General features: G+C 60.2%; 18 protein-coding genes. 12 read left to right on the top strand and 6 right to left on the bottom strand.

Translation table 11 applies throughout. The annotated features are described in order from the left end of the window. The first annotated feature begins 40 nt into the window (after positions 1-40). Complete coding sequence (gene pdxB / locus AD663_RS17800; RefSeq protein WP_053214266.1) at positions 41-1,183, top strand: 4-phosphoerythronate dehydrogenase PdxB; 1,143 nt, start codon at positions 41-43, stop codon at positions 1,181-1,183. 76 nt (positions 1,184-1,259) lie between these two features. On the opposite strand, the gene AD663_RS17795 is transcribed toward pdxB, so the two are convergent. Continuing rightward, on the bottom strand, positions 1,260-1,439 hold the full coding sequence (locus tag AD663_RS17795) for a PA1571 family protein (protein ID WP_003183448.1): 180 nt from the start codon (positions 1,437-1,439) through the stop codon (positions 1,260-1,262). Between the two features lie 248 nt (positions 1,440-1,687). On the opposite strand from AD663_RS17795, the gene AD663_RS17790 reads away from it, so the two are divergent. Continuing rightward, positions 1,688-3,466: an ABC transporter transmembrane domain-containing protein gene (locus tag AD663_RS17790; RefSeq protein WP_172680612.1), complete on the top strand. Its 1,779-nt coding sequence runs from the start codon at positions 1,688-1,690 to the stop codon at positions 3,464-3,466. A gap of 257 nt (positions 3,467-3,723) precedes the next feature. Here AD663_RS17790 and AD663_RS17785 read toward each other — a convergent pair whose 3' ends face one another. Next, the gene (locus AD663_RS17785; RefSeq protein WP_003183443.1) at positions 3,724-5,652 is read right to left on the bottom strand and encodes a transglycosylase SLT domain-containing protein; all 1,929 of its coding nucleotides are present in this window, start codon (positions 5,650-5,652) and stop codon (positions 3,724-3,726) included. A gap of 213 nt (positions 5,653-5,865) precedes the next feature. Here AD663_RS17785 and AD663_RS17780 point away from each other — a divergent pair, with 213 nt between their 5' ends. After that, positions 5,866-7,779, top strand: coding sequence for an ATP-binding cassette domain-containing protein (locus tag AD663_RS17780; protein WP_003183442.1), 1,914 nt, complete (start codon positions 5,866-5,868; stop codon positions 7,777-7,779). Positions 7,780-7,902: 123 nt separating this feature from the next. Here the strand turns inward: AD663_RS17780 and AD663_RS17775 are convergent, their stop codons facing one another. Continuing rightward, positions 7,903-8,343 carry a universal stress protein gene (locus AD663_RS17775; protein ID WP_003183440.1) on the bottom strand — a complete coding sequence of 147 codons (441 nt, stop codon included), beginning with the start codon at positions 8,341-8,343 and terminating at the stop codon, positions 7,903-7,905. A 101-nt stretch (positions 8,344-8,444) separates the two neighbouring features. On the opposite strand from AD663_RS17775, the gene AD663_RS17770 reads away from it, so the two are divergent. From AD663_RS17770 to AD663_RS28505, 7 genes are all read left to right on the top strand, one after another. Then, entirely contained in the window at positions 8,445-8,882 is a 438-nt protein-coding gene (locus tag AD663_RS17770) for a hypothetical protein (RefSeq protein ID WP_003183438.1), read from the top strand. A 490-nt stretch (positions 8,883-9,372) separates the two neighbouring features. After that, positions 9,373-11,520 (top strand): fatty acid oxidation complex subunit alpha FadB, encoded by a 2,148-nt coding sequence (gene fadB / locus AD663_RS17765; protein WP_053214265.1) that lies wholly within the window; start codon positions 9,373-9,375, stop codon positions 11,518-11,520. 30 nt (positions 11,521-11,550) lie between these two features. After that, positions 11,551-12,726 (top strand): acetyl-CoA C-acyltransferase FadA, encoded by a 1,176-nt coding sequence (gene fadA, locus AD663_RS17760; protein ID WP_003183426.1) that lies wholly within the window; start codon positions 11,551-11,553, stop codon positions 12,724-12,726. Between the two features lie 109 nt (positions 12,727-12,835). Continuing rightward, entirely contained in the window at positions 12,836-13,072 is a 237-nt protein-coding gene (locus tag AD663_RS17755) for a DUF1653 domain-containing protein (protein WP_003183424.1), read from the top strand. A gap of 115 nt (positions 13,073-13,187) precedes the next feature. Then, positions 13,188-15,800: a type I DNA topoisomerase gene (topA, locus tag AD663_RS17750; RefSeq protein ID WP_003183422.1), complete on the top strand. Its 2,613-nt coding sequence runs from the start codon at positions 13,188-13,190 to the stop codon at positions 15,798-15,800. Between the two features lie 253 nt (positions 15,801-16,053). Then, on the top strand, positions 16,054-16,578 hold the full coding sequence (locus AD663_RS17745; protein WP_003183420.1) for a DUF6586 family protein: 525 nt from the start codon (positions 16,054-16,056) through the stop codon (positions 16,576-16,578). 106 nt (positions 16,579-16,684) lie between these two features. Beyond that, entirely contained in the window at positions 16,685-16,918 is a 234-nt protein-coding gene (locus AD663_RS28505) for a hypothetical protein (protein ID WP_003183419.1), read from the top strand. A 71-nt stretch (positions 16,919-16,989) separates the two neighbouring features. Here AD663_RS28505 and sulA read toward each other — a convergent pair whose 3' ends face one another. Further along, the gene (gene sulA / locus AD663_RS17735; RefSeq protein ID WP_003183416.1) at positions 16,990-17,463 is read right to left on the bottom strand and encodes an SOS-induced cell division inhibitor SulA; all 474 of its coding nucleotides are present in this window, start codon (positions 17,461-17,463) and stop codon (positions 16,990-16,992) included. A 10-nt stretch (positions 17,464-17,473) separates the two neighbouring features. Beyond that, positions 17,474-18,082 (bottom strand): transcriptional repressor LexA, encoded by a 609-nt coding sequence (gene lexA / locus AD663_RS17730; RefSeq protein ID WP_003183408.1) that lies wholly within the window; start codon positions 18,080-18,082, stop codon positions 17,474-17,476. A gap of 240 nt (positions 18,083-18,322) precedes the next feature. Between lexA and AD663_RS17725 the strand changes: the two genes are divergently transcribed. Both AD663_RS17725 and nagZ read left to right on the top strand, forming a co-directional pair. Then, the gene (locus AD663_RS17725) at positions 18,323-19,036 is read left to right on the top strand and encodes a TetR/AcrR family transcriptional regulator (protein WP_003183407.1); all 714 of its coding nucleotides are present in this window, start codon (positions 18,323-18,325) and stop codon (positions 19,034-19,036) included. A gap of 180 nt (positions 19,037-19,216) precedes the next feature. After that, the gene (nagZ, locus tag AD663_RS17720) at positions 19,217-20,215 is read left to right on the top strand and encodes a beta-N-acetylhexosaminidase (RefSeq protein ID WP_172680613.1); all 999 of its coding nucleotides are present in this window, start codon (positions 19,217-19,219) and stop codon (positions 20,213-20,215) included. Between the two features lie 6 nt (positions 20,216-20,221). Here nagZ and AD663_RS17715 read toward each other — a convergent pair whose 3' ends face one another. Further along, positions 20,222-22,915, bottom strand: coding sequence for a DEAD/DEAH box helicase (locus AD663_RS17715; protein ID WP_053214263.1), 2,694 nt, complete (start codon positions 22,913-22,915; stop codon positions 20,222-20,224). Positions 22,916-22,924 lie beyond the last annotated feature (9 nt).

The following is a 22,924-nucleotide window of genomic DNA, read 5'->3' as shown; positions in this document are numbered from 1 at the left end:
TAGCGCCTACACTGCCCATCCCCGCCAAAGGAGCTTTGCCATGCTGATCGTCGCTGACGAAAACATCCCCCTTCTCGATGCCTTTTTTCAAGGTTTCGGCGAGATCCGCCGGGTGCCGGGACGGGGCATCGATCGGGCGATGGTCGAGCAGGCCGATGTGCTGCTGGTGCGCTCGGTCAGCCAGGTCAATCGGGCCCTGCTCGAAGGCAGCAAGGTGCGCTTCGTCGGCACTTGCACCATCGGTACCGATCACCTGGACCTGGATTATTTCGCCGAGGCCGGCATCCGCTGGGCCAGTGCTCCGGGGTGCAATGCCCGTGGCGTGGTGGACTATGTGCTGGGCAGCCTGATGACCCTGGCTGAGATTGAAGGCGTGGACTTGCGACAGCGGACTTTTGGTGTGGTCGGTGCGGGCCAGGTGGGGGGGCGATTGATTGAGGTGCTCAAGGCCCTTGGCTGGGCCGTGAAAATCTGCGATCCGCCGCGCCAGGCTGCCGAGGGTGGCGAATATGTGAGCCTGGAGCAGATCATCGAGCAGTGCGATGTGATCAGCCTGCACACCCCGCTGACCCGTGACGGCGATCAACCGACCTGGCATCTCTTCGACGAAGAACGCCTGAACCGGCTCAAACCTGGGACCTGGCTGATCAATGCGGCCCGCGGCCCGGTTATCGACAACGCGGCGCTGCGCGAGGTGCTGCTGGAGCGCGAAGACCTGCAAGCCGTGCTCGACGTCTGGGAACAGGAACCGACCGTAGACGTGGACCTGGCTGATCTGTGCGTAATTGCCACGCCGCACATCGCCGGCTACAGCCTCGATGGGCGTCAACGCGGCACCGCGCAGATCTATGAGGCCTTGTGTGGTTTCCTGCAGCGGCCGGTTGAAGTCAGCCTCGGCGACCTACTGCCCAAGCCCTGGCTGGGTGGCATCACCCTGAACGCCGCAACCGATCCAGCCTGGGCCCTGGCGGCACTATGCCGGAGCGTGTACGACCCAAGACGCGACGACGCGGATTTTCGCCGCAGCCTGGTGGGAACGGTCAGTGAACAACGCGGTGCGTTCGATGCCTTGCGCAAGCACTATCCGCCGCGTCGGGAAATCGACAGCTTGAAGGTGCGTATCGACGGGGCGTCCCAGGCTTTGCAGCAGATCGTGACAGCGCTGGGCGCCACCACTCTTTAACGGTGGAATGCTCCCTAGCCATGCAGGCATAAAAAACCCGACATCAACGTCGGGTTCCAATTGAAGACGGGCTGTATCACTCTTGTTCGGCAGGCTTGACCAGTCTTTTTTCCAGCTCGCTGCACGCTTTCTGGATCATGTCTTCGGTGATCGGAACTTCGTGCCCTTGGGCATCGATGAACGAGCAACCCAGGGACTGGTCCGGTTGCGTACGGATTACTTGGATCTTGTCGTCGCTGCTGTGTTGCAAGGACATGGCCTGTCTCCTCATCAGGTTGTGTGCCTACTTTAATGTCGCCAGGTGACCGAGCCATGACACTCCTTGTAGGTTCATGGCGACACCTCCACTCAATCAGAAACACACTCGCGTTTCCAGCCAGACTTTAGACCGATAACATCTAGCCGCTAGTCGTTGTGGTCATATTTAACCTGACTCATTCTGATTCAACTTGGTTCCGTCGCGCTTCGGTGCCGCTGGCCGGTTTTCTCCCGCTGTATTATCGGATGCTTCTGATGCTTTCTTCCCGTCATCGCCGTGCCATTCGCTTGGCCAGCGGCTTCATTACCCCTTATCGCAAACAGGTTGCCGGCGCCTTGCTGGCTTTGATCGTCACCGCTGGCATCACCTTGTCCATGGGGCAGGGCATACGGTTGCTGGTGGACCAGGGCTTCATGACCCGCTCACCGCACCTGCTCAATCAATCCATCGGCCTGTTCATGGTGCTGGTGGTGGCGCTGGCGATCGGTACGTTTGCCCGTTTCTACCTGGTGTCCTGGATCGGCGAGCGGGTGGTCGCCGATATCCGCCGACAGGTCTTCAACCACTTGGTGTACCTGCACCCGGGCTTCTACGAAAACAACCGCAGCTCGGAAATCCAATCACGGCTGACCGCCGATACCACCTTGCTGCAGTCGGTGATCGGCTCATCGCTGTCGTTGTTCTTGCGCAACGTGTTGATGGTGATCGGTGGCATCGTGCTGTTGTTCGTCACCAACCCCAAGCTGACCAGCATCGTGGTGATTGCCTTGCCCCTGGTGCTCGCGCCGATCCTGATTTTTGGCCGACGGGTGCGCAGCCTGTCGCGCCAGAGCCAGGACCGCATTGCCGATGTCGGCAGCTACGTTTCCGAAACCCTCGGCCAGATCAAGACCGTGCAGGCTTACAACCATCAGGTCCAGGATGAACAACGCTTTTCGGTGACGGTTGAGCAGGCCTTCGACACGGCCCGGCAGCGTATCGCCCAGCGGGCATGGCTGATCACGCTGGTGATCGTGCTGGTGCTTGGAGCGGTGGGCGTGATGCTTTGGGTCGGTGGCATGGATGTGATCGCCGGGCGCATCTCCGGCGGCGAGCTGGCGGCTTTCGTCTTCTACAGCCTGATCGTCGGCAGTGCCTTCGGTACCCTGAGCGAAGTCATTGGCGAGCTGCAACGGGCGGCCGGCGCGGCGGAACGCATTGCCGAACTGTTGCGCTCGCAAAACATCATCCAGCCGCCGGCGTCTGGCCTGGTGATCTTGCCGGAGCGTGTCCGGGGTGACCTGCGCCTCGAAGGCGTGCGGTTTTCCTACCCGTCCCGGCCGGAAAGTTACGCGGTCGACGGCCTCGACCTGACGGTCCATGCCGGCGAGACCCTGGCCCTTGTCGGGCCGTCCGGCGCGGGCAAATCGACGGTTTACGACTTGCTGTTGCGTTTCTACGATCCGTCGCAAGGGCAGATCCTGATCGACGACGTGCCGCTGACCTTGCTCGATCCGCTGGACCTGCGCCGGCATTTCGCCCTGGTCTCACAAAGCCCGGCGCTATTTTTTGGCACGGTCGAGGAGAACATTCGCTACGGAAACCCTCAGGCGACTTCCGCGCAGGTGCGTGAGGCCGCGCAGATCGCCCATGCCCATGACTTCATCGAAAAAATGCCCGACGGCTACCAGACCCACCTGGGCGACGGAGGCCTGGGGCTATCCGGCGGCCAGCGCCAGCGCCTGGCCATCGCCCGCGCGCTGCTGGTGGACGCACCGATCCTGCTGCTGGACGAAGCCACCAGCGCCCTTGATGCGCAAAGTGAACATCTGATCCAGCAAGCCCTGCCCAGCCTGATGAAAAACCGCACGACCCTGGTCATTGCCCATCGCCTGGCCACGGTGAAAAACGCCGACCGGATCGCGGTCATGGACCAGGGCAGGGTGGTGGCCATTGGTACCCACCAGGAACTGGTCGCCAGCAATGCTCTGTATGCGCGGTTGGCGGCGTTGCAGTTCAGCCAACATGGCGGTTCTGAAGCATGAGTCATTGTGAGCCGAAATCCATGTGGGAGCGAGCTTGCTCGCGATGGCGGTAGATCAGCCACAGGGATGTTGGCTGTGGCACCGTCTTCGCGAGCAGGCTCGCTCCCACAGAGGGGGCTGGGGTCTTCCCAGATTCGCTGTTCACCACCGACTTACAAAGTCCAGCCACCGACCAAAACAAATGCCCGCGTCTTTCGATACGGGCATTTTGTTTTCCAGGGGTAGATGGCTGCTTGAGGCCAGCGTTCGCCATTCACTCACTGATCATCAAAATACCGCTCATGCCAGTCCACCAGCGGCTGCGGTGAGTTGAGCTTCTGACCGTAGATCACCGAATAAGACAGCACGTTCTGCACGTATTGGCGGGTTTCGTCGAAGGGAATGCTTTCGACCCAGACGTCGAAGCTCAGGTGATCGGCGCCGCGCAACCATTGGCGGACGCGACCGGGGCCAGCGTTGTAGGCAGCAGAGGCGAGGACGCGGTTGCCATTGAACTGGCTGTGCACCTGGCTCAGGTATGCAGCGCCCAACTCGATGTTCTTGTCCGGATTCAGCACCTGCTGTGGCGAAGCGAGGGGAATGCTGAACTTGCGCGCGGTTTCCTTGGCGGTGCCGGGCATCAACTGCATGAGGCCGGTGGCACCGACGCCGGAGCGGGCGTCGTCCATGAAAGCACTTTCCTGGCGGGTGATCGCAAATACCCAACTCGAATGCAGTCCGCGAACCTTGGCTTCGCGCACCAGGGTGTCGCGGTGGGCCATGGGGAAGCGGATGTCCAGGTCGTCCCAGTACTTGGCCTGGCTGATGGTGCGGATCGCCGGGAAATACCATTTCAGGTCATAAGCCAGTTTCGCCTGGGCGACCATCTCGTCCCGGTTGAAGTGACGGCTGACGTGATACCACTCGCGGCGTCCGTCGACGATGTCGCCTCGGGCGTGGAATTCCAGCGCCCGGCGCACACCGGGCGTGTTGCGCACTTTGTTGATCAGCGCCTGGCTCATGACCAATGGCTTGTTGACGAGCGAGTACGGTGACTGGGAGCGGTCGGCAGCCAGGAAGCCATAGAAATCCCGTTCGCGGGCCAGGTGCTTGTAAAGTGTCAGCGCCTCGGGGTTCTGCGGCTGTGCCAGCTCCAATGTGCGGGCCTGCCAGTAGCGCCAGCGGTTGGTGCTGGCCAGCGATTCCGGCAGGCGTCGGGTCAACTGGTAAGCGTCGTCCCAACGGGCCAGGCGCAGCAGCAGGCGCAAGCGCCATTCCGAAACTGTGTCGTCCCGCAGTTCCGGATCGTATTGGGTCATTACGTCCAAGGCGCGACTGTCGAAGCGCTTGGCCAGGGTCAGGCCGATCTCGCGAGCAATGGCGACTTTTTCATCCCGGGAAAAGTGCATGATACTGGCGTAGCCATCCAGCAAGGCCATTGCTTTGTCCGGGTCTTGGCGGGCCAGGCGACGCAGGCCGAGGCTGACAATGTCGGACATCGGTTCGTCGGCTGGGCTGAAGCGCGCCGGCTGGTTGAGCAGCTCGGGTTTTTGCGCGACATCCACCAGCAGTTTGCCGCGTGGGGCGAGCGTCGTCAGGCCACTGCTCAGGCTGTTGGCCAGTGGGTAGTTGCGAGCCTGGGCGGCCAGCTTGGCACGGTCCCAGCGCTTCTGTTCGGTCAACTGGCCTTCGGAGGCCCACAGGCCGAACAGCGCATCACAGGTCGCCGGCTGGGATTTGCCGGTGAGCCAGAGCTTTTCCGTATTGGCGTAGCCCTCGGCCTTCAGCCCATGGGTAATCTGATACTGGGCGTTGAGGCAGTCCAGTTCGGTGAAATTGAGCTTGGGGTCGTAGTATTTGACGAACGTCTCCCAATCGCCGCGCTCGGTCAGCCAGCGCAACCAGCGCAACTTCATCCAGTTGGCCTGGGGCAGGTCGCCGTGCTCGGCGAGAAATTTCTCGATCTCGGCGTTGCTCGCGCTCTTGAGACGGGCGGTCAATTCGTCATAGGCCAGGTACGGCTCCAGCGGATAATCGCGCAGGGCCTGGCTGTAGCGAAAATAGGGGCCTGAATCGCCCTTGGCCAGGGCTCGCTTGGCCTCGTCGTAATACTGGCGTTGAATGGAAATATCCACCGCCTGAGCGGTTTGAGCGGCAGTGGCACACACAAAAAGACACGTTAAAACACTGAAAAGGCGACTGCGCATGAGACATCCGGGCAGAAAAAACATGACAAGCCCAGGGGTGACCCCAGGGTAACTGTCTGTAGCTTAGCCTTTTGCCAGCAGCCGGCGAAAGCTTTGCAAGGCCGTCGGCGCAAGTTCGCAACATTTGTTGTGCAGAGTGCTTCAGTTGCGAAATTGGCGGACTCCTGAGGTCTCATCTCAGGTAGAATGCGCGCCCGGTTTTTGGAGAAGCTCATGACCCTGCTCAAATTCAGCGATGTGTCCCTTGCTTTCGGCGCGATGCCGTTGTTGGACAAGGTGTCCTGGCAGATCGCCCGTGGTGAGCGGGTGTGCATCATCGGCCGCAACGGCACTGGCAAGTCCAGCATGATGAAGCTGGTCAAGGGCGACCAGAAGCCCGATGACGGCTCGGTCTGGCGTGCGCCAGGCCTGAAAATAGGCGAATTGCCCCAGGAATTGCCGGTGGCCGACGAGCGGACGGTGTTCGACGTGGTCGCCGAAGGCCTGGACGGCGTCGGTGCGCTGTTGGCCGAATATCACCACTTGAGCCAGAACATCGTCACCGATGCCGACCTGGACAAGTTGATGCATGTGCAACATGACCTGGAAGCCCGTGATGGCTGGCGGTTGCAGCAACTGGTCGACAGCACCCTGAGCCGCCTGCAATTGCCCGCCGACAAAACCCTCGCCGAGTTGTCCGGTGGCTGGCGTCGTCGCGTCCTGCTGGCCCAGGCCCTGGTGTCCGAGCCGGATCTGCTGCTGCTCGACGAACCGACCAACCACTTGGACATCGGTGCCATCGCCTGGCTTGAAGAGGCCTTGAAGGATTTCCAGGGTGCCGTGCTGTTCATCACCCACGACCGTTCCTTCCTGCAGAACCTGGCAACGCGCATCCTCGAACTGGACCGCGGCGGCCTGATCGACTGGAACGGCGACTACGCCAGCTTCCTGGTGCACAAGGAAGCGGCCCTGGCAGCGGAAGAAACCGCCAACGCCTTGTTCGACAAGCGTCTGGCCCAGGAAGAGGTCTGGATTCGGCAGGGCATCAAGGCCCGTCGTACCCGTAACGAAGGGCGTGTCCGGGCCCTCAAGGCCTTGCGTGTCGAACGCAGCGAGCGCCGCGAGCGCACCGGCAAGGCGAATATTCAGCTGGAAACGGCCGATAAGTCCGGCAAGCAGGTCATGGTGCTGGAGAACGTCAGTTTCGCCCATCCGGGCGGCCCGTTCCTGGTCAAGGACTTCTCCATGGTCCTGCAGCGTGGCGATCGCATTGGCCTGCTGGGCGCCAACGGCACCGGCAAGACCACGTTGCTCAAGCTGATGCTCGGTGGCCTGGTGCCGACCAGCGGTAAGGTAGAAGAGGGCACGAAGATCGACGTGGCCTATTTCGACCAGTTGCGCCACCAGTTGGACTTGGAAAAAACCGTGATCGACAACGTGGCCGAAGGCCGCGATTTCATCGATATCGATGGTCAGAGCCGCCATGTCCTGAGCTACCTGGGCGATTTCCTGTTCAGCCCCCAGCGTGCCCGTACGCCGGTCAAGGCGCTGTCCGGTGGTGAGCGCGCCCGTCTGTTGCTGGCCAAGTTGTTCAGCAAGCCGGCGAACCTGCTGGTGCTCGACGAACCGACCAACGACCTGGACGTGGAAACCCTCGAACTGCTGGAAGAGGTATTGCTGACCTTCAACGGCACCGTGCTGATGGTCAGCCACGACCGGGCATTCCTCGACAACGTGGTCACCAGCACCCTGGTCTTCGAAGGTGAAGGCCTCGTGCGTGAATACGTCGGCGGCTATCAGGATTGGTTGCGCCAGGGTGGCTCGCCGCGTCTTTTGGGGGTAACCGAGAGCAAATCCGGCAAGGCCGACCTGAACTCAGCGGTAGTCAAGGCCGAGCCCGCCCCAGCTGCCGCCGCAGCGGCGCCGGCCAAGAAAAAGCTCAGCTACAAGCTGCAGCGCGAGCTGGAAGCGTTGCCGGGTGACATCGATGCGAAGGAGCAGCAGATTGCAGCGGTAGAGGCCGAAATGGCCGATGCCGGCTTTTACCAGCGTCCTGCTGCCGAAACCGCCAAGGTGATCGCGCACTTGGAACAACTGCAGGCCGAGCTGGATACCCTGGTCGAGCGTTGGGCTGAATTGGACGCTTGAGTCCGCCCGCTCAATGGCTGTGGCGAGGGAGCTTGCTCCCGTTGGGCTGCGAAGCAGCCCTGGCGGTGAGTGCTTCGCACTCAAGCGGGAGCAAGCTCCCTCGCCACAGGTTCAGTGAGTGAACTAGCTGCGTTTGACCAAGTGCACTGCCAGCACATCGCAGGGCGCGCCATGCAGCACATCGTTGGCGGTCGAACCCAGCAGCAACGCCAGGCCGTGCCGGCCATGACTGCCGACAACGATCAAGTCGCAACCCTGTTCCTTGGCCAGATGATGAATCTCCTGGCGCGGCTGGCCGTAGGTCAGGTGGCAGTTTTCCTTTTTCAGGTCCGGATATTTCACGATCAACCGGTCCAGGCGCTCCTTGGCTTGGTCGAACTGCTGTTGCTGCAATTGGGAAAGGTCCATCGGCACGTCGCCGCCAAAGGCCATGGCCATCGGTTCGACGATATGCACCAGCGACAATTTCGTGTCTCTGTCGTCGCACAGGGCGCGAGCGCGCTTGACAACGGGATCGCATTCTTCAGTGAGGTCGACAGCGACCAGGACGTGGTTGTAGTACATGGAAAGCACTCCAGAGAATTGCGATACGGTAAGTATGGCTGGTTTCAAGCGCATTGACGGCGATGTGCGTCGATGGCTCATCAGAATCGGGGAGTACGAATATGACGGTCTGGATAGTGCTGTCAATCCTGTTGGTGGTGTTAAGTCCGCTGGCATGGTTGCGCCCGTCCCGTGTCCAGAGCGGTCGCATGGCCCTGCGCATGGAAGCGCGGCGCCTGGGACTGGCCATGCAATTGGCGCCCCAGGAGTGGCCACACTGGCTCGGTCAGCAGCCACCGAACCCTTGCGCCCAGTACCATCGGCCTCGGCGGGGCAAGCAACCGGCCTGCTGGTGTTATTGGCAAACGGCGCCGGGCGTGTGGGTCAACCAGTGGCGCGAGGTCTGCCAGGATGAGGCATTGCTCAATCATTTCGAAAAATTGCCGGCCAACGTCTACAAAGTCGAAGCCGATGGGCAAATGATTGCCTTGTATTGGGGCGAAAAAGGCGAAGCCAGAATCTTGCAGGACATTGCCGACGTGCTCAAGGCGCTGGCCTGAGGCGTAAAAAAGCCCGACAGTCTCATCGGGCGGGTTGGCCAGGCAGGCCGGTAATTTATTTCTCATGTCGGGTGTCGTTCACATCGCCCCATCATTCCCAAATATCCACTCGTCTTCCTGACAGCGTAGCCAACTGAATCCGACGCGCCTGCAATTAGGGCGACTTTTCTAATTATTGATTCTATGAATGGCTGCTCATGCACCGCCGTGTTGCGGATCCATGGGGTTCGGAAATGACCGTAAAGTCGAATTCTTGCCCCTGTTTAGGGCGATTGACAATTGTCGGAAATTCCGTGAAGGTGACGTACCCAAATCAAACGGGCGTATGAATTGAGCGTTTGTATTTTCAGAATGCTCCTACAGAACCCGACTATCGCGTTGACGGGTGTGCCTGGCGGATTGGCGTAGCATTGATGACAACGTCAATGCCCAAACCAGCGGTCAGCGTTCAACGTGTACTGTTCAGCTTCCATATCGTGGAGATCAGTTGATGATTTACGAAGGTAAAGCCATCACGGTTAAGGCTCTTGAAAGTGGCATCGTCGAACTGAAGTTCGATCTCAAGGGTGAGTCCGTCAACAAGTTCAACCGTCTAACCCTGAATGAACTGCGTCAGGCCGTAGACACTATCAAGGCAGATGCTTCGATCAAGGGTGTGATCGTCAGCAGCGGCAAGGACGTGTTCATCGTCGGCGCCGACATCACCGAATTCGTCGATAACTTCAAGCTGCCCGATGCCGAACTGATCGCTGGCAACCTCGAAGCCAACCGTATTTTCAGCGACTTCGAAGACCTTAACGTCCCCACCGTTGCTGCCATCAATGGCGTCGCCCTGGGTGGCGGCCTGGAAATGTGCCTGGCAGCGGATTACCGCGTCATGTCCACCACCGCCAAGATCGGCCTGCCGGAAGTCAAGCTGGGTATCTACCCAGGCTTCGGCGGAACCGTGCGCTTGCCGCGCCTCATCGGTGCCGACAACGCCATCGAGTGGATTGCCGCCGGCAAGGAAAACCGCGCTGAAGACGCGCTGAAAGTCGGTGCCGTAGATGCCGTGGTCGAACCTGGCAAGCTCCAGGACGCGGCCCTTGAGACCATCAAACGCGCCATCAGCGGCGAGTTCGACTACAAGGCCAAGCGCCAGCCGAAGCTGGAGAAGCTCAAGCTCAACGCCATTGAACAGATGATGGCGTTCGAAACCGCCAAGGGTTTCGTTGCAGGCCAGGCAGGCCCGAACTATCCGGCGCCGGTCGAAGCGATCAAGACCATCCAGAAAGCCGCCAACTTCGGTCGCGACAAGGCCCTTGAAGTCGAGGCCGCCGGCTTCGTCAAGTTGGCCAAGACTTCGGCTGCACAAAGCCTGATTGGTTTGTTCCTCAATGACCAGGAACTGAAGAAAAAGGCCAAGGCCTATGACGAAATCGCTCGCGACGTGAAGCAGGCTGCCGTACTCGGCGCCGGCATCATGGGCGGCGGCATCGCCTATCAGTCGGCGTCCAAGGGCACGCCGATCCTGATGAAGGACATCAACGAACACGGGATCGAACAGGGCCTGGCCGAAGCCGCCAAGCTGTTGGTCGGCCGTGTCGACAAAGGCCGCATGACGGCTGCGAAGATGGCCGAAGTGCTCAACGGCATTCGTCCTACGCTGTCCTACGGCGATTTCGGCCATGTCGACCTGGTGGTCGAAGCGGTTGTCGAGAACCCGAAGGTCAAGCAGGCGGTGTTGGCTGAAGTCGAAGACAAGGTCAAGGAGGACACCATCCTCGCCTCGAACACCTCGACCATTTCCATCTCGCTGCTGGCCAAGGCGCTCAAGCGTCCGGAAAACTTCGTCGGCATGCACTTCTTCAACCCGGTGCACATGATGCCGCTGGTGGAAGTGATCCGTGGCGAGAAGTCCAGCGAACATGCCGTCGCCACTACCGTGGCTTACGCCAAGAAAATGGGTAAGAACCCGATCGTCGTCAATGACTGCCCGGGTTTCCTGGTCAACCGTGTGCTGTTCCCATACTTCGGCGGTTTCGCCAAGCTGGTCAGCGCTGGCGTGGACTTCGTGCGCATCGACAAGATCATGGAAAAATTCGGCTGGCCAATGGGCCCGGCATACCTGATGGACGTGGTCGGCATCGACACCGGTCACCACGGTCGTGACGTGATGGCTGAAGGCTTCCCGGACCGCATGAAAGACGACCGTCGTTCGGCTGTGGACGTGCTCTACGAAGCCAAGCGCCTGGGCCAGAAGAACGGCAAAGGCTTCTATGCCTACGAGACCGACAAGCGCGGCAAGCAGAAGAAGGTGGCCGACGCGTCGGTGCTGGAAGTGCTCAAGCCGATCGTCTACGAGCAGCGCGAAGTCACCGACGAAGACATCATCAATTGGATGATGATCCCGCTGTGCCTCGAAACCGTGCGTTGCCTGGAAGACGGCATTGTCGAAACCGCCGCCGAAGCCGACATGGGTCTGGTCTACGGTATCGGTTTCCCTCCATTCCGTGGCGGTGCGCTGCGCTATATCGATTCGATCGGTGTGGCCGAGTTCGTTGCCCTGGCTGACCAGTACGCTGATCTGGGCGCGCTGTACCACCCGACCGCGAAGCTGCGTGAAATGGCCAAGAACGGCCAGAGCTTCTTCGGTTAAGCGCCCAACGACTAGAGCGAGAGAACATTTATGAGCTTGAATCCTAGAGACGTCGTGATTGTCGACTTCGGTCGTACGCCGATGGGCCGCTCCAAAGGCGGCATGCACCGCAACACCCGCGCCGAAGACATGTCGGCGCACCTGATCAGCAAGCTGCTGGAACGCAACGTCGAGGTCGACCCCAACGAAGTCGAAGACGTGATCTGGGGCTGTGTGAACCAGACCCTGGAGCAGGGCTGGAACATCGCCCGCATGGCCTCGCTGATGACCCAGATCCCTCACACCGCGGCCGGCCAGACCGTCAGCCGCCTGTGCGGTTCGTCCATGAGCGCGCTGCACACCGCCGCCCAGGCGATCATGACCGGCAACGGTGATGTATTCGTCGTGGGTGGTGTCGAGCACATGGGCCACGTGAGCATGATGCATGGCGTCGATCCGAACCCGCACATGTCGCTGCATGCGGCAAAAGCCTCGGGCATGATGGGCCTGACCGCGGAAATGCTCGGCAAAATGCATGGCATCACCCGTGAGCAGCAGGATGCCTTTGGCGTGCGCTCCCATCAGCTCGCCCACAAGGCGACGGTGGAAGGCAAGTTCAAGGACGAAATCATTCCGATGCAGGGCTACGACGAGAATGGCTTCCTGAAGCTGTTCGACTACGACGAAACCATTCGTCCGGAAACCACCCTGGAAAGCCTGGCAGCCCTCAAGCCGGCATTCAATCCGAAGGGCGGCACCGTGACGGCCGGTACCTCGTCGCAGATCACTGACGGCGCCTCGTGCATGATCGTGATGTCGGCCCAGCGTGCCCAGGACCTGGGTATCCAGCCGATGGCGGTGATTCGTTCGATGGCCGTGGCGGGTGTGGACCCGGCGATCATGGGCTATGGTCCAGTACCGGCCACGCAGAAAGCCTTGAAGCGTGCAGGCCTGGGTATTTCCGACATCGACTTCTTCGAGCTCAACGAAGCGTTCGCCGCACAGGCCCTGCCAGTGTTGAAAGATTTGAAAGTGCTCGACAAGATGAATGAGAAGGTTAACCTGCACGGCGGTGCGATCGCCCTGGGTCACCCGTTCGGTTGCTCCGGTGCACGTATCTCCGGCACGCTGCTCAACGTCATGAAGCAGAATGGCGGCACCTTTGGCGTATCCACCATGTGCATTGGCCTCGGCCAGGGCATCGCCACTGTCTTCGAACGCGTCTAAGCGTTGCGTCGATGGAAGCCGGGGCCAAGTGCCCCGGTTTTTGTTTTTACGGGTTTAGTAGAAAAAGATTTTATTTTTATTTTGAAAAGATTTGAGTGAGGGCCAAAGCATGCCGATACAACCTGGGCTCTACCAGCATTACAAAGGTCCGCAGTACCGCGTATTCAGCATTGCGCGGCATTCCGAGACCGAGGAAGAAGTGGTCTTCTATCAAGCCTTGTATGGCGATTACGGCTTTTGGGTGCGTCCCTTGAGCATGTTCCAGGAGTCCGTCGAGGTTGACGGCGAACAGGTGCCACGCTTTGCTTTGGTGCAGGCCGAAGAGAGCATTTTTTCCAGGTCTTGAGGTCCACATGCGGGCAACCCTGCGCTTGACCTCACCTTGCAGCCACTATATATAGCGGTGCCGCGTCAGGCGCCAACCGCCTTTCACTTTTTAGAATTCAGGAATTTTCTGATCCATGGGCAAATCGCTGGTCATTGTGGAATCCCCGGCTAAGGCCAAGACCATCAACAAGTATCTGGGCAACCAATACGTGGTGAAGTCGAGTATCGGCCATATCCGAGACCTGCCCACCAGCGGTTCGGCTAGCGCCAGCAAGGAGCCTGCCGCCAAGCGCGGCAAGGCTGCGGCTGGTGAAGCGCCGGCGCTGTCGCCGAAAGACAAGGCGCGCAAGCAGCTGGTCTCGCGCATGGGGGTCGATCCGGAACACGGCTGGAAAGCCAAGTACGAGATCCTCCCGGGCAAGGAAAAAGTCATCGAGGAGCTGCGCCGGCTCGCCAAGGATGCCGACACCATCTATCTCGCGACGGACTTGGACCGCGAAGGGGAAGCCATTGCCTGGCACCTGCGCGAAGCCATTGGTGGGGATGACAGCCGCTACAAGCGCGTGGTGTTCAACGAAATTACCAAGAAGGCCATCCAGGAGGCCTTCTCCCAGCCGGGCGAGCTGGACATCGATCGGGTCAACGCCCAGCAGGCGCGTCGCTTCCTCGATCGTGTGGTCGGCTACATGGTCTCGCCATTGCTGTGGGCCAAGATCGCCCGTGGCCTGTCGGCCGGTCGCGTGCAGTCGGTCGCAGTGAAACTGGTGGTGGAGCGCGAGCGGGAAATCCGTGCGTTCATCCCTGAAGAATATTGGGAAGTCCATGCCGACCTCGGCACCGCGAAGGGCGCCACCGTGCGCTTCGACGTGGCCCGGGAGAAGGGCGAAGCCTTCAAGCCTCTCAATGAAGCACAGGCCATGGCCGCGCTGGAAAAGCTCAAGGCTTCCAGCTACAGCATCGTCAAGCGCGAGGACAAGCCGACCAGCAGCAAGCCGTCCGCGCCGTTCATCACGTCCACGCTGCAGCAGGCCGCGAGCAACCGCCTGGGCTTTGGCGTGAAGAAAACCATGATGATGGCCCAGCGTCTGTACGAAGCTGGTTACATCACGTACATGCGTACCGACTCGACCAACCTCTCGGCTGACGCCGTGGCGATGGCACGTACCTATATAGAAAGCGAGTTCGGCAAGAAGTATCTGCCAGAAACGCCAAACGTCTATAGCAGCAAGGAAGGCGCCCAAGAGGCTCACGAAGCGATTCGTCCGTCCGATGCCAACACCGAGCCAAGCAAGCTATCGGGCATGGAGCGTGATGCAGAGCGTCTCTACGAATTGATCTGGCGCCAGTTCCTCGCCTGCCAGATGCTGCCGGCGCAATACCTGTCGACCACAGTCAGCGTCGGAGCCGGTGACTTCGAGCTGCGCGCCAAGGGCCGTATCCTGAAGTTCGACGGCTACACCCGCGTCATGCCGCAAATCACCAAGCCTGGTGACGATGACGTCCTGCCAGATATGGCCCAGGGCGACGTGATGAAGCTGATCAAGCTCGATCCGACGCAGCATTTCACCAAGCCGCCGGCGCGTTATTCGGAAGCCAGCCTGGTCAAGGAAATGGAAAAGCGCGGTATTGGTCGTCCTTCGACCTACGCGGCGATCATCTCCACCATTCAGGATCGTGGCTACGTGGCGCTGCACAACCGTCGCTTCTACTCGGAAAAGATGGGTGACATCGTTACCGAACGCCTGTCCGAGAGCTTCTCGAACCTGATGGATTACGGTTTCACCGCCGGCATGGAAGAGAATCTCGACGACGTGGCCCAGGGCGAGCGAGACTGGAAAAACGTCCTTGACGAGTTCTACGGCGACTTCAAGAAAAAGCTCGAAGTGGCCGAGAGCCCGGACAACGGCATGCGGGCCAACCAGCCGGTCATGACCGACATTCCGTGCCTGACCTGCGGGCGTCCGATGCAAATTCGTACCGCCTCGACCGGCGTGTTCCTCGGTTGCTCGGGCTACAGCCTGCCACCCAAGGAGCGCTGCAAGGCGACTGTCAACCTGGTGCCAGGCGATGAAATCGCCGCTGACGACGAGGGCGAATCCGAATCCCTGGTGCTGCGCGGCAAGCATCGTTGCCCGATCTGCAGCACGGCGATGGATGCCTATCTGCTGGACGAAAAACGCAAGCTGCACATCTGTGGCAACAACCCGGACTGTGCCGGCTATGAGATTGAAGAGGGCACCTACCGCATCAAGGGCTATGAAGGTCCAAGCCTGGAATGCGACAAGTGTGGCAGCGAGATGCAGCTCAAGACCGGTCGTTTCGGCAAGTTCTTCGGTTGCACCAACCCGACCTGCAAGAACACCCGCAAGCTGCTCAAGAGCGGTGACGCGGCGCCGCCGAAAATGGACCCGGTGAAGATGCCCGAACTCAAATGCGAGAAGGTCAACGATACCTACATTCTGCGCGACGGTGCGTCCGGCCTGTTCCTGGCGGCCAGTCAGTTCCCGAAAAACCGCGAGACCCGTGCACCGTTGGTGTTGGAAATCGTGCCGCACAAGGATGAGATCGATCCGAAGTACCATTTCCTCTGCGAAGCGCCGCAGAAGGATCCTGACGGGCGCCCAGCGGTCATTCGCTATAGCCGCAAGACCAAGGAGCAGTACGTGCAGACCGAAGTCGACGGCAAGCCGACCGGGTGGAAGGCGTACTACGACGGCGGTAAATGGACCGTTGAAGACAAGCGCTGATCGCCAGGACTTGTCTGGAGGGCGGAGCTGAGGCTCTTGTGGCGAGGGAGCTTGCTCCCGCTGGACCGGTCCGACGTTTCGGTCGCTGCCGTCCCCTGCAATCGCTGAATCCGCACTGACCTAACAAAAAGGCCACATGGCAAACCCACGGGTTTTCATGCGGCCTTTTTGTTTTTGGCTTGCAGTGGCCTCGGTTGATCCACGACACTGTCGCCCTTGCCTGAAGCTTTCATTTCGTTGGGGAGATGCCGCCATGGCCCACGAACTCTATACCCGCACCAATCAGAAAATCTATTTCGCCGGTCTGTCGCTCGAAGCGCTCACCAGGGCCGAGGATGGGCGTGCGATGAATTCCCCGGCTCTGCTCCAGGCAGGACGCGAGTCTGCGCTGTTTCACCTGTACGGTGCGCTGTTGGGGTTGTGCCATGAAATCGCCGGTTTCTATCGCCTGCCCCAAGCGAATGCCGCGCGGGCCGAGCTGCTGTTGACCCGCGAAGTGCTGGAAACGATCGCTATCCCGGAATTGGCCGAAATGGTCGAGCTGGCGCATAACCCGGAAACCTGGCTGGCGAAGCTATTGGCGGCCCATGCGGCCTTGTTCGAGCCGCCACGGGCTCCACGCAAGCCCAAGGGTGACGTGACCCAGCCGTTGATCGTGGCGGTCAATCTGGATGAACAGGACCCTGAGCTGGAGTTGAGCCGGGAGGAGCTGGAGAGCTGGCGCCAGAACTTGAAGAGCCTGGCGATACGCTTTCGTGAAGGCCTGAATGAGTGCTGAGTTTTTCCAGGCCAGTTACGTACGTTAAATAACGCTTGGTCAAGATCCCGAGCGAAGCCTGGCTGATGACTATATAATCCTCGCCTTTCGTGGAGAACAGACTTTTATGCCAACGTCCTTTCTAGAAATAGTCGAACTTCCTGATGGTCGCATCGAGCTGCGCAGGGCCGAAGACGAGGGTTCTCTGGTTACCCTGAACTTTTCCGAAGATGCCAAGGTATTCCTGCAGGGCCAACACGTCGAAGTTGCCAAGGCGATGCTCAGCGTGGGCGTCCAGATGGCAGGTCGCCTGGTTGAGGGCGAATTCAACAAGGAAGAGGGACCGCGGGTTCTTCATTGATCCCGCCTGTCGGCTTTTTTGGATAGCGTGACCGCCGGCTTCTCTGCCTTTGAAGAAGCCCCGCACCTGCTTTAGCCCAATCGAATATTCAGGCTTTGTGCGTCCCCAATGCGGGCGGCGCTGATCAACTGTTGCCGCGCTGTCGTGGTCAACGGGTTGAGCCAACTGACCACTGTGTGACTGCGACCCAGGCGCAAGGCTTCGCAGGTCAACTGCTGGGCGCTTTGAGTGCCTCGCGGTTGCAACAGCAGGATGCGCTCACGATTCAGGCCAGCGTCCCGCAACCAGGCCTGGGTAACGCTGGCCGGTGGAGCAATCAGCGTCAACCAGCGAGCATCCTGGTCCTGGCTGAGTTCTCGCAGAACCGGCGCCAGAAGGTTCAGGCAGCTCCCAGCCGCACCACGTAACGACAGTTCACTAAAAGGCTCGGGCTCGACGCCCCAGGGCGACTCGATGACCTCTTTCAGAACTGGAACCAGCGGTTGGGCCATGAATGCCTCGAACAGCGGAAGTTGTGTGTGCTGTGGTGTGTGAGGGAACTGCATAAAGCCTCCTTTAGCGGCGAATGACGCCGACGCTCAAGCCTTCGATGACCAGGTCCTGATCTTTCAGGTTTACTTCAATGGGGGCGAATTCGGGGTTCTCGGCAATGAGCCAGACCTTGCTGCCGTCGCGCTTGAAGCGCTTGACGGTGACCTCGTCGCCGATTCGTGCCACGACGATCTGGCCGTTGCGGGCCTCGCGGGTGGTATGCACGGCCAGGAGATCGCCGTCGAAGATGCCGATGTCCTTCATGCTCATGCCATGTACGCGAAGGAGATAGTCAGCTCGCGGATGGAAGAACGATGGATTGATATTGCAGGACTCCTCGACATGTTGCTGGGCGAGGATCGGGGCGCCTGCCGCTACCCGGCCGATGATCGGAAGGGTGGTTTCGTCGGCCTTGGCTTCGAAGCCAGGGATGCGAATGCCACGGGATGCGCCCGGGGTCATTTCGATAGCGCCCTTGCGGGCCAGCGCCTTGAGGTGTTCCTCAGCCGCGTTGGGCGACTTGAAACCCAGTTCCTGGGCGATTTCCGCACGGGTCGGCGGATAGCCGTTGTCTTCGAGGCAGCGTTTGATGAAGGCCAGAATCTCTGCTTGGCGTGGCGTCAGCTTTATCATAATGAGCGCTCTGTCTTTTTATACAGTGACTGGGATTATATACAGTGGACGCCGCTTGGCAATCCTCCTTTTTTCTCAGGCCGCTGGACGGTCGGAGGGGCATCTGGAGGAGAGGTGGCTACCGTCCGGGAAAAGATGGTTAAATAACTGACCGGACGTTCGCAAAACGCCCGGGCAGGCTTGACAAACCCATGGGCTGAAACGTATGTTTCAAACAAGTGTTTGTCAGGCGGAATTACCATGGCCCAGTCGGAAACCGTTGAACGCATCCTCGATGCTGCCGAGCAGTTGTTCGCGGAAAAAGGTTTCGCCGAAACCTCGTTGCGTCTGATTACCAGCAAGGCCGGGGTGAACCTGGCTGCGGTGAACTATCACTTCGGTTCGAAAAAAGCCTTGATCCAGGCGGTTTTCTCGAGATTCCTCGGGCCCTTCTGCCTCAGCCTCGATCGTGAGCTTGAGCGGCGCCAGGCCAAGCCTGACGTCAAGCCGACCCTGGAAGAACTCTTGGAGATCCTGGTCGAGCAAGCCCTCGTCGTGCAGCCGCGCAGCGGTAACGACCTTTCTATATTCATGCGTCTTCTGGGCCTGGCTTTCAGCCAGAGCCAGGGTCACTTGCGGCGTTATCTGGAAGACATGTACGGCAAGGTGTTCCGCCGCTATATGCTGCTGGTCAACGAGGCGGCGCCGCGCATTCCACCGATTGAACTGTTCTGGCGCGTGCACTTCATGCTTGGTGCCGCAGCGTTCAGCATGTCCGGTATCAAGGCGCTGCGGGCCATCGCCGAGACCGACTTTGGCGTAAACACATCCATCGAGCAGGTGATGCGCCTGATGGTGCCGTTCCTGGCTGCCGGCATGCGTGCCGAAAGCGGCGTCACCGACGAGATCATGGCCGCCGCACAATTGCGTCCGCGCAGCAAATCGGCCCCAGCCCCGGCCCTGGCCAAGGCTTGAGTCCTTGGGTGGGCGCGGCTGCCCACTTCCGCTAAGCTAGCTGCCCATGCCGACTCTCGTTCCGAACCCGTCTATCACTCAATGCATGACCACGACCTGCCTGGCCCAGTCCCAGGCGGGGCGGTTATGCCTGTGTCGTCACGGGTCCATCATTATTAAGGAAATGCTATGACTGCTGGCCTGCAAGGCTCGTTGATGGTGGACGTCGCCGGTACCTGGCTGACGGCTGAAGATCGCCACCTGTTACGCCAACCCGAAGTGGGCGGCCTGATCATTTTTGCCCGTAATATCGAGCATCCGCGGCAAGTGCGTGAGCTGAGCGCGTCGATCCGCGCCATCCGTCCCGACCTTCTATTGGCCGTGGACCAGGAAGGCGGTCGCGTCCAGCGGCTGCGCCAAGGGTTCGTGCGGCTACCGGCAATGCGGGCGATTGCTGACAACCCCAACGCCGAATACCTGGCCGAGCAGTGCGGCTGGATCATGGCCACCGAAGTACTGGCGGTCGGCCTCGACTTGAGTTTTGCCCCGGTGCTGGATCTCGACTACCAGCGCAGCGCCGTCGTCGGCAGTCGTTCCTTCGAAGGCGATCCCGAGCGTGCCGCATTACTGGCCGGTGCGTTCATTCGCGGCATGAGCGCTGCCGGGATGGCCGCCACCGGCAAGCATTTTCCGGGTCATGGCTGGGCCGAGGCCGATTCCCATGTGGCGATCCCGAACGATGAGCGCAGCCTCGAACAGATTCGCGCCAACGATCTGGTACCGTTCGCCAAACTGAGCAAGCAACTGGCTGCCGTCATGCCGGCCCATGTCATCTACCCGCAGGTTGACGCTAATCCAGCCGGCTTTTCCCGTCGCTGGTTGCAAGACATCCTGCGCGGCGAGCTGCAATTCGATGGCGTGATCTTCAGCGATGACCTGTCGATGGCCGGTGCCCATGTGGTCGGTGATGCCGCCAGTCGTATCGAGGCTGCCTTGACGGCAGGCTGCGACATGGGCCTGGTGTGCAACGACCGAGCGGCTGCGGAGTTGGCCTTGAGCGCTGCCCAACGCCTGAAGGTCAAGCCTTCGGCGCGGATCGCCCGTATGCGCGGCCAGGCTTACGCGTCCACGGAATACCGCCAGGACCCTCGCTGGCTGGCGGCGCTCGGTGCGTTGAGGGCTGCTCAACTGGTTGATTGACGGCTGTCAGCGCTTTTCCAGTTTGTCCGGCAGCGGTGCAAAGAGCGCCTCGATATCGTCGCTTTGCAGCTTCCAGTCTCCAGCCACGCGGCCGTCCAGCACGCCGGCCGCAAGGTCGGATTTTTCCTTTTGCAGCAGCTGGATTTTCTCTTCCACTGTGCCCCTGGCAATCAGTTTGTAGACGAATACCGGCTTTTCCTGGCCGATGCGATAGGCGCGGTCGGTCGCCTGGTTTTCCGTTGCCGGGTTCCACCACGGGTCATAGTGAATCACCGTATCGGCCTCGGTCAGGTTCAGGCCCACCCCGCCGGCCTTCAGGCTGATAAGAAAGATCTGACGCTTGCCGCTCTGGAATTCCTTGACCGGTGTGCGTCGGTCCCGGGTTTGCCCAGTCAGGATGGCGTAGTCGACGCCGCGCTTCTTCAGTTCATCTTCAATCAAGGCCAGCATTGACGTGAACTGGGAAAACAGCAGCACCCGGCGGCCTTCTTCAAACAGTTCTTCGAGCATTTCCATCAGGCTGTCGAGCTTGCCCGAGGTACTGCCTCGAGCGGGCAGGGCGGCGTCGTTGATCAGGCGCAGGTCGCAACAGACCTGGCGCAGCTTGAGCAGCGCTTCAAGAATGATGATCTGGCTGCGAGCCACGCCTTTGCGGGTGATTTCGTCGCGCACCTTCTTGTCCATTGCCAGGCGCATGGTTTCGTAGACATCCCGCTGGGCATCGCTGAGCTCGACCCAATGGATAATCTCGGTCTTGGGCGGCAATTCTGTCGCCACCTGCTCTTTGGTCCTGCGCAGCAGGAAGGGTTTTATCCGACCGTTGAGGTGCTGCAGTCTTACGTCGCTGCCACGCTTTTCGATCGGCACGCGGTAATCGCGGTTGAAGCTCTTGGCGTCCCCGAGCCAGCCCGGCAATAGGAAATGGAACAGCGACCACAGTTCGCCCAAGTGGTTTTCCAGGGGCGTGCCGGACAGGCACAAGCGCTGCCGGGCGTTGAGTTCGCGGGCTGCCTGGGCGGCTTTGCTGGTGGGGTTCTTGATGTACTGGGCTTCATCGAGAATCAATACGTGCAACGGCTGCGCAGCCAGGCGTTCGACATCCTTGGGCAATAGCGCATACGTGGTGAGGATCAGGTCGTATTCGGCCAGCCGTTCGAAGTGCTTCTTGCGCCCGGCGCCATACAGGGCCAGCACCTTGAGCTGCGGCGTGAAGTGAGCCGCCTCGTCGAGCCAGTTGGGAATCAAGCTGGTAGGCATCACCACCATGCACGGCCGGTCGAGGCGGCCGGCGTTTTTTTCGCTGAGAATATGTGCCAGGGTCTGTAGGGTTTTGCCCAGGCCCATGTCGTCCGCGAGAATGCCACCAACCTCCAGCTGTCGCAGTGATTGCATCCAGCTCAAGCCTTCGAGCTGATAGGGTCGCAGCGTCGCGTTCAGGCCTTCCGGGGCAGCCGCCGTATAATCCTTGATATCGCGCAGGCGTTGGGCCAGGCCACGGATGTGTTCGCCGCCCTCCCAGGCCAAAGGCATATCTTGCAATGGGTTCAGGCGCAACGCGTCCGCAGTATTCAGGCGCAGTTTGGTGGTGCCGGGTTCTTGCAGATAGAACTCGCCGAGGGTCGCCAACACCGGCTTCAGCCGGCCATAAGGCAAGGCCACTTGTTGCGGGCCGAATTCCGAGTTCGGGCGGTGGGGCAAATTGACCAGGATGAGCTCGTCATCGCGGCGCCTGGCCAGGCGCTCCGGGTTGAACAGCTCGATGTGCGAGCGCATCAGGTTCAGCAGGATCGGCAGCAGGCTCAGGCGCTCACCGTTGACGATAATGCCAAGCTCCAGGTCGAACCAATCCCGCTCCGGTGTTTCCTCCACCGTGGCGTACCACTCGTCCACCGCCGTGAGGTCGAAGCCGAAGTCCTCGTCGATCTGCAATTCCCAACCCTGGCTGCGCAGCTTGGGCAGATCATTGAGAGTAAACGTCAGCCAAGCGCTGTCGTTGACCATTTCGTACAGCTCACCGGCGCTTTCCGGCAGAGCTTTGCTTTGCCGGGTCGCGATTTTGAAACCTAGGATGCGCAGCTGTTCGCGGTAGGATTGTTCCACATCGGTATGGCGTTTTATCCGCAGCGTCTGGGTTTCCTGGCGAATCAGCACGTCCGTGTTGCGCTGGCCGCTGACGTATTCGTCCAGGTAGCTGAAGGACAGGGCGGCCCGGTGCTGGATGTAGCGCTGCATCTTGCCGTTACGTGGCTCGAAGGCACTGAACTCGATGCTGGCCAACCACAGGCGAGGCACCGGTTGCACATTGTCCACCAGCACTTGCGGTGGAGCCTTGGGGCTGCGGTTGTCCAGCACTGCCTGGAGTTTTTCCAGCAACTGCGCGTCTTTTTCCGCGGCGGGGTAAGCGAGGGTTTCCTGGACTTGCAGCAGTACCGCCGCGCAGTGCTTGCAATTGATGCGTACCGGGCAGGAGCAAGCCGCTTCAAGCAGAATCAGCGTGCCCTTGGCTGACTCTTTAAGGCGAATGGTCTGACGGTAGATGTTGCCGCCGGAGCCTTCGCAACTGGCGGTGATCGTGCTATCGCCCGCCTCGACGATCCTGACCCGGTTTTCAAGCGCGTAACGGCGCCCGCGCTCCAGGCTTTGTTCCTTGAACCGATTGACCCAGGAAGGGGCCAGGGGTTTGCTCAGGGGCGAAGGCATAGGCGCGCC

Source organism: Pseudomonas sp. Q12-87 (assembly GCF_001269755.1).
Classification (GTDB): domain Bacteria; phylum Pseudomonadota; class Gammaproteobacteria; order Pseudomonadales; family Pseudomonadaceae; genus Aquipseudomonas; species Aquipseudomonas fluorescens_S.
This window is presented reverse-complemented; position numbering and strand designations above follow the sequence as displayed.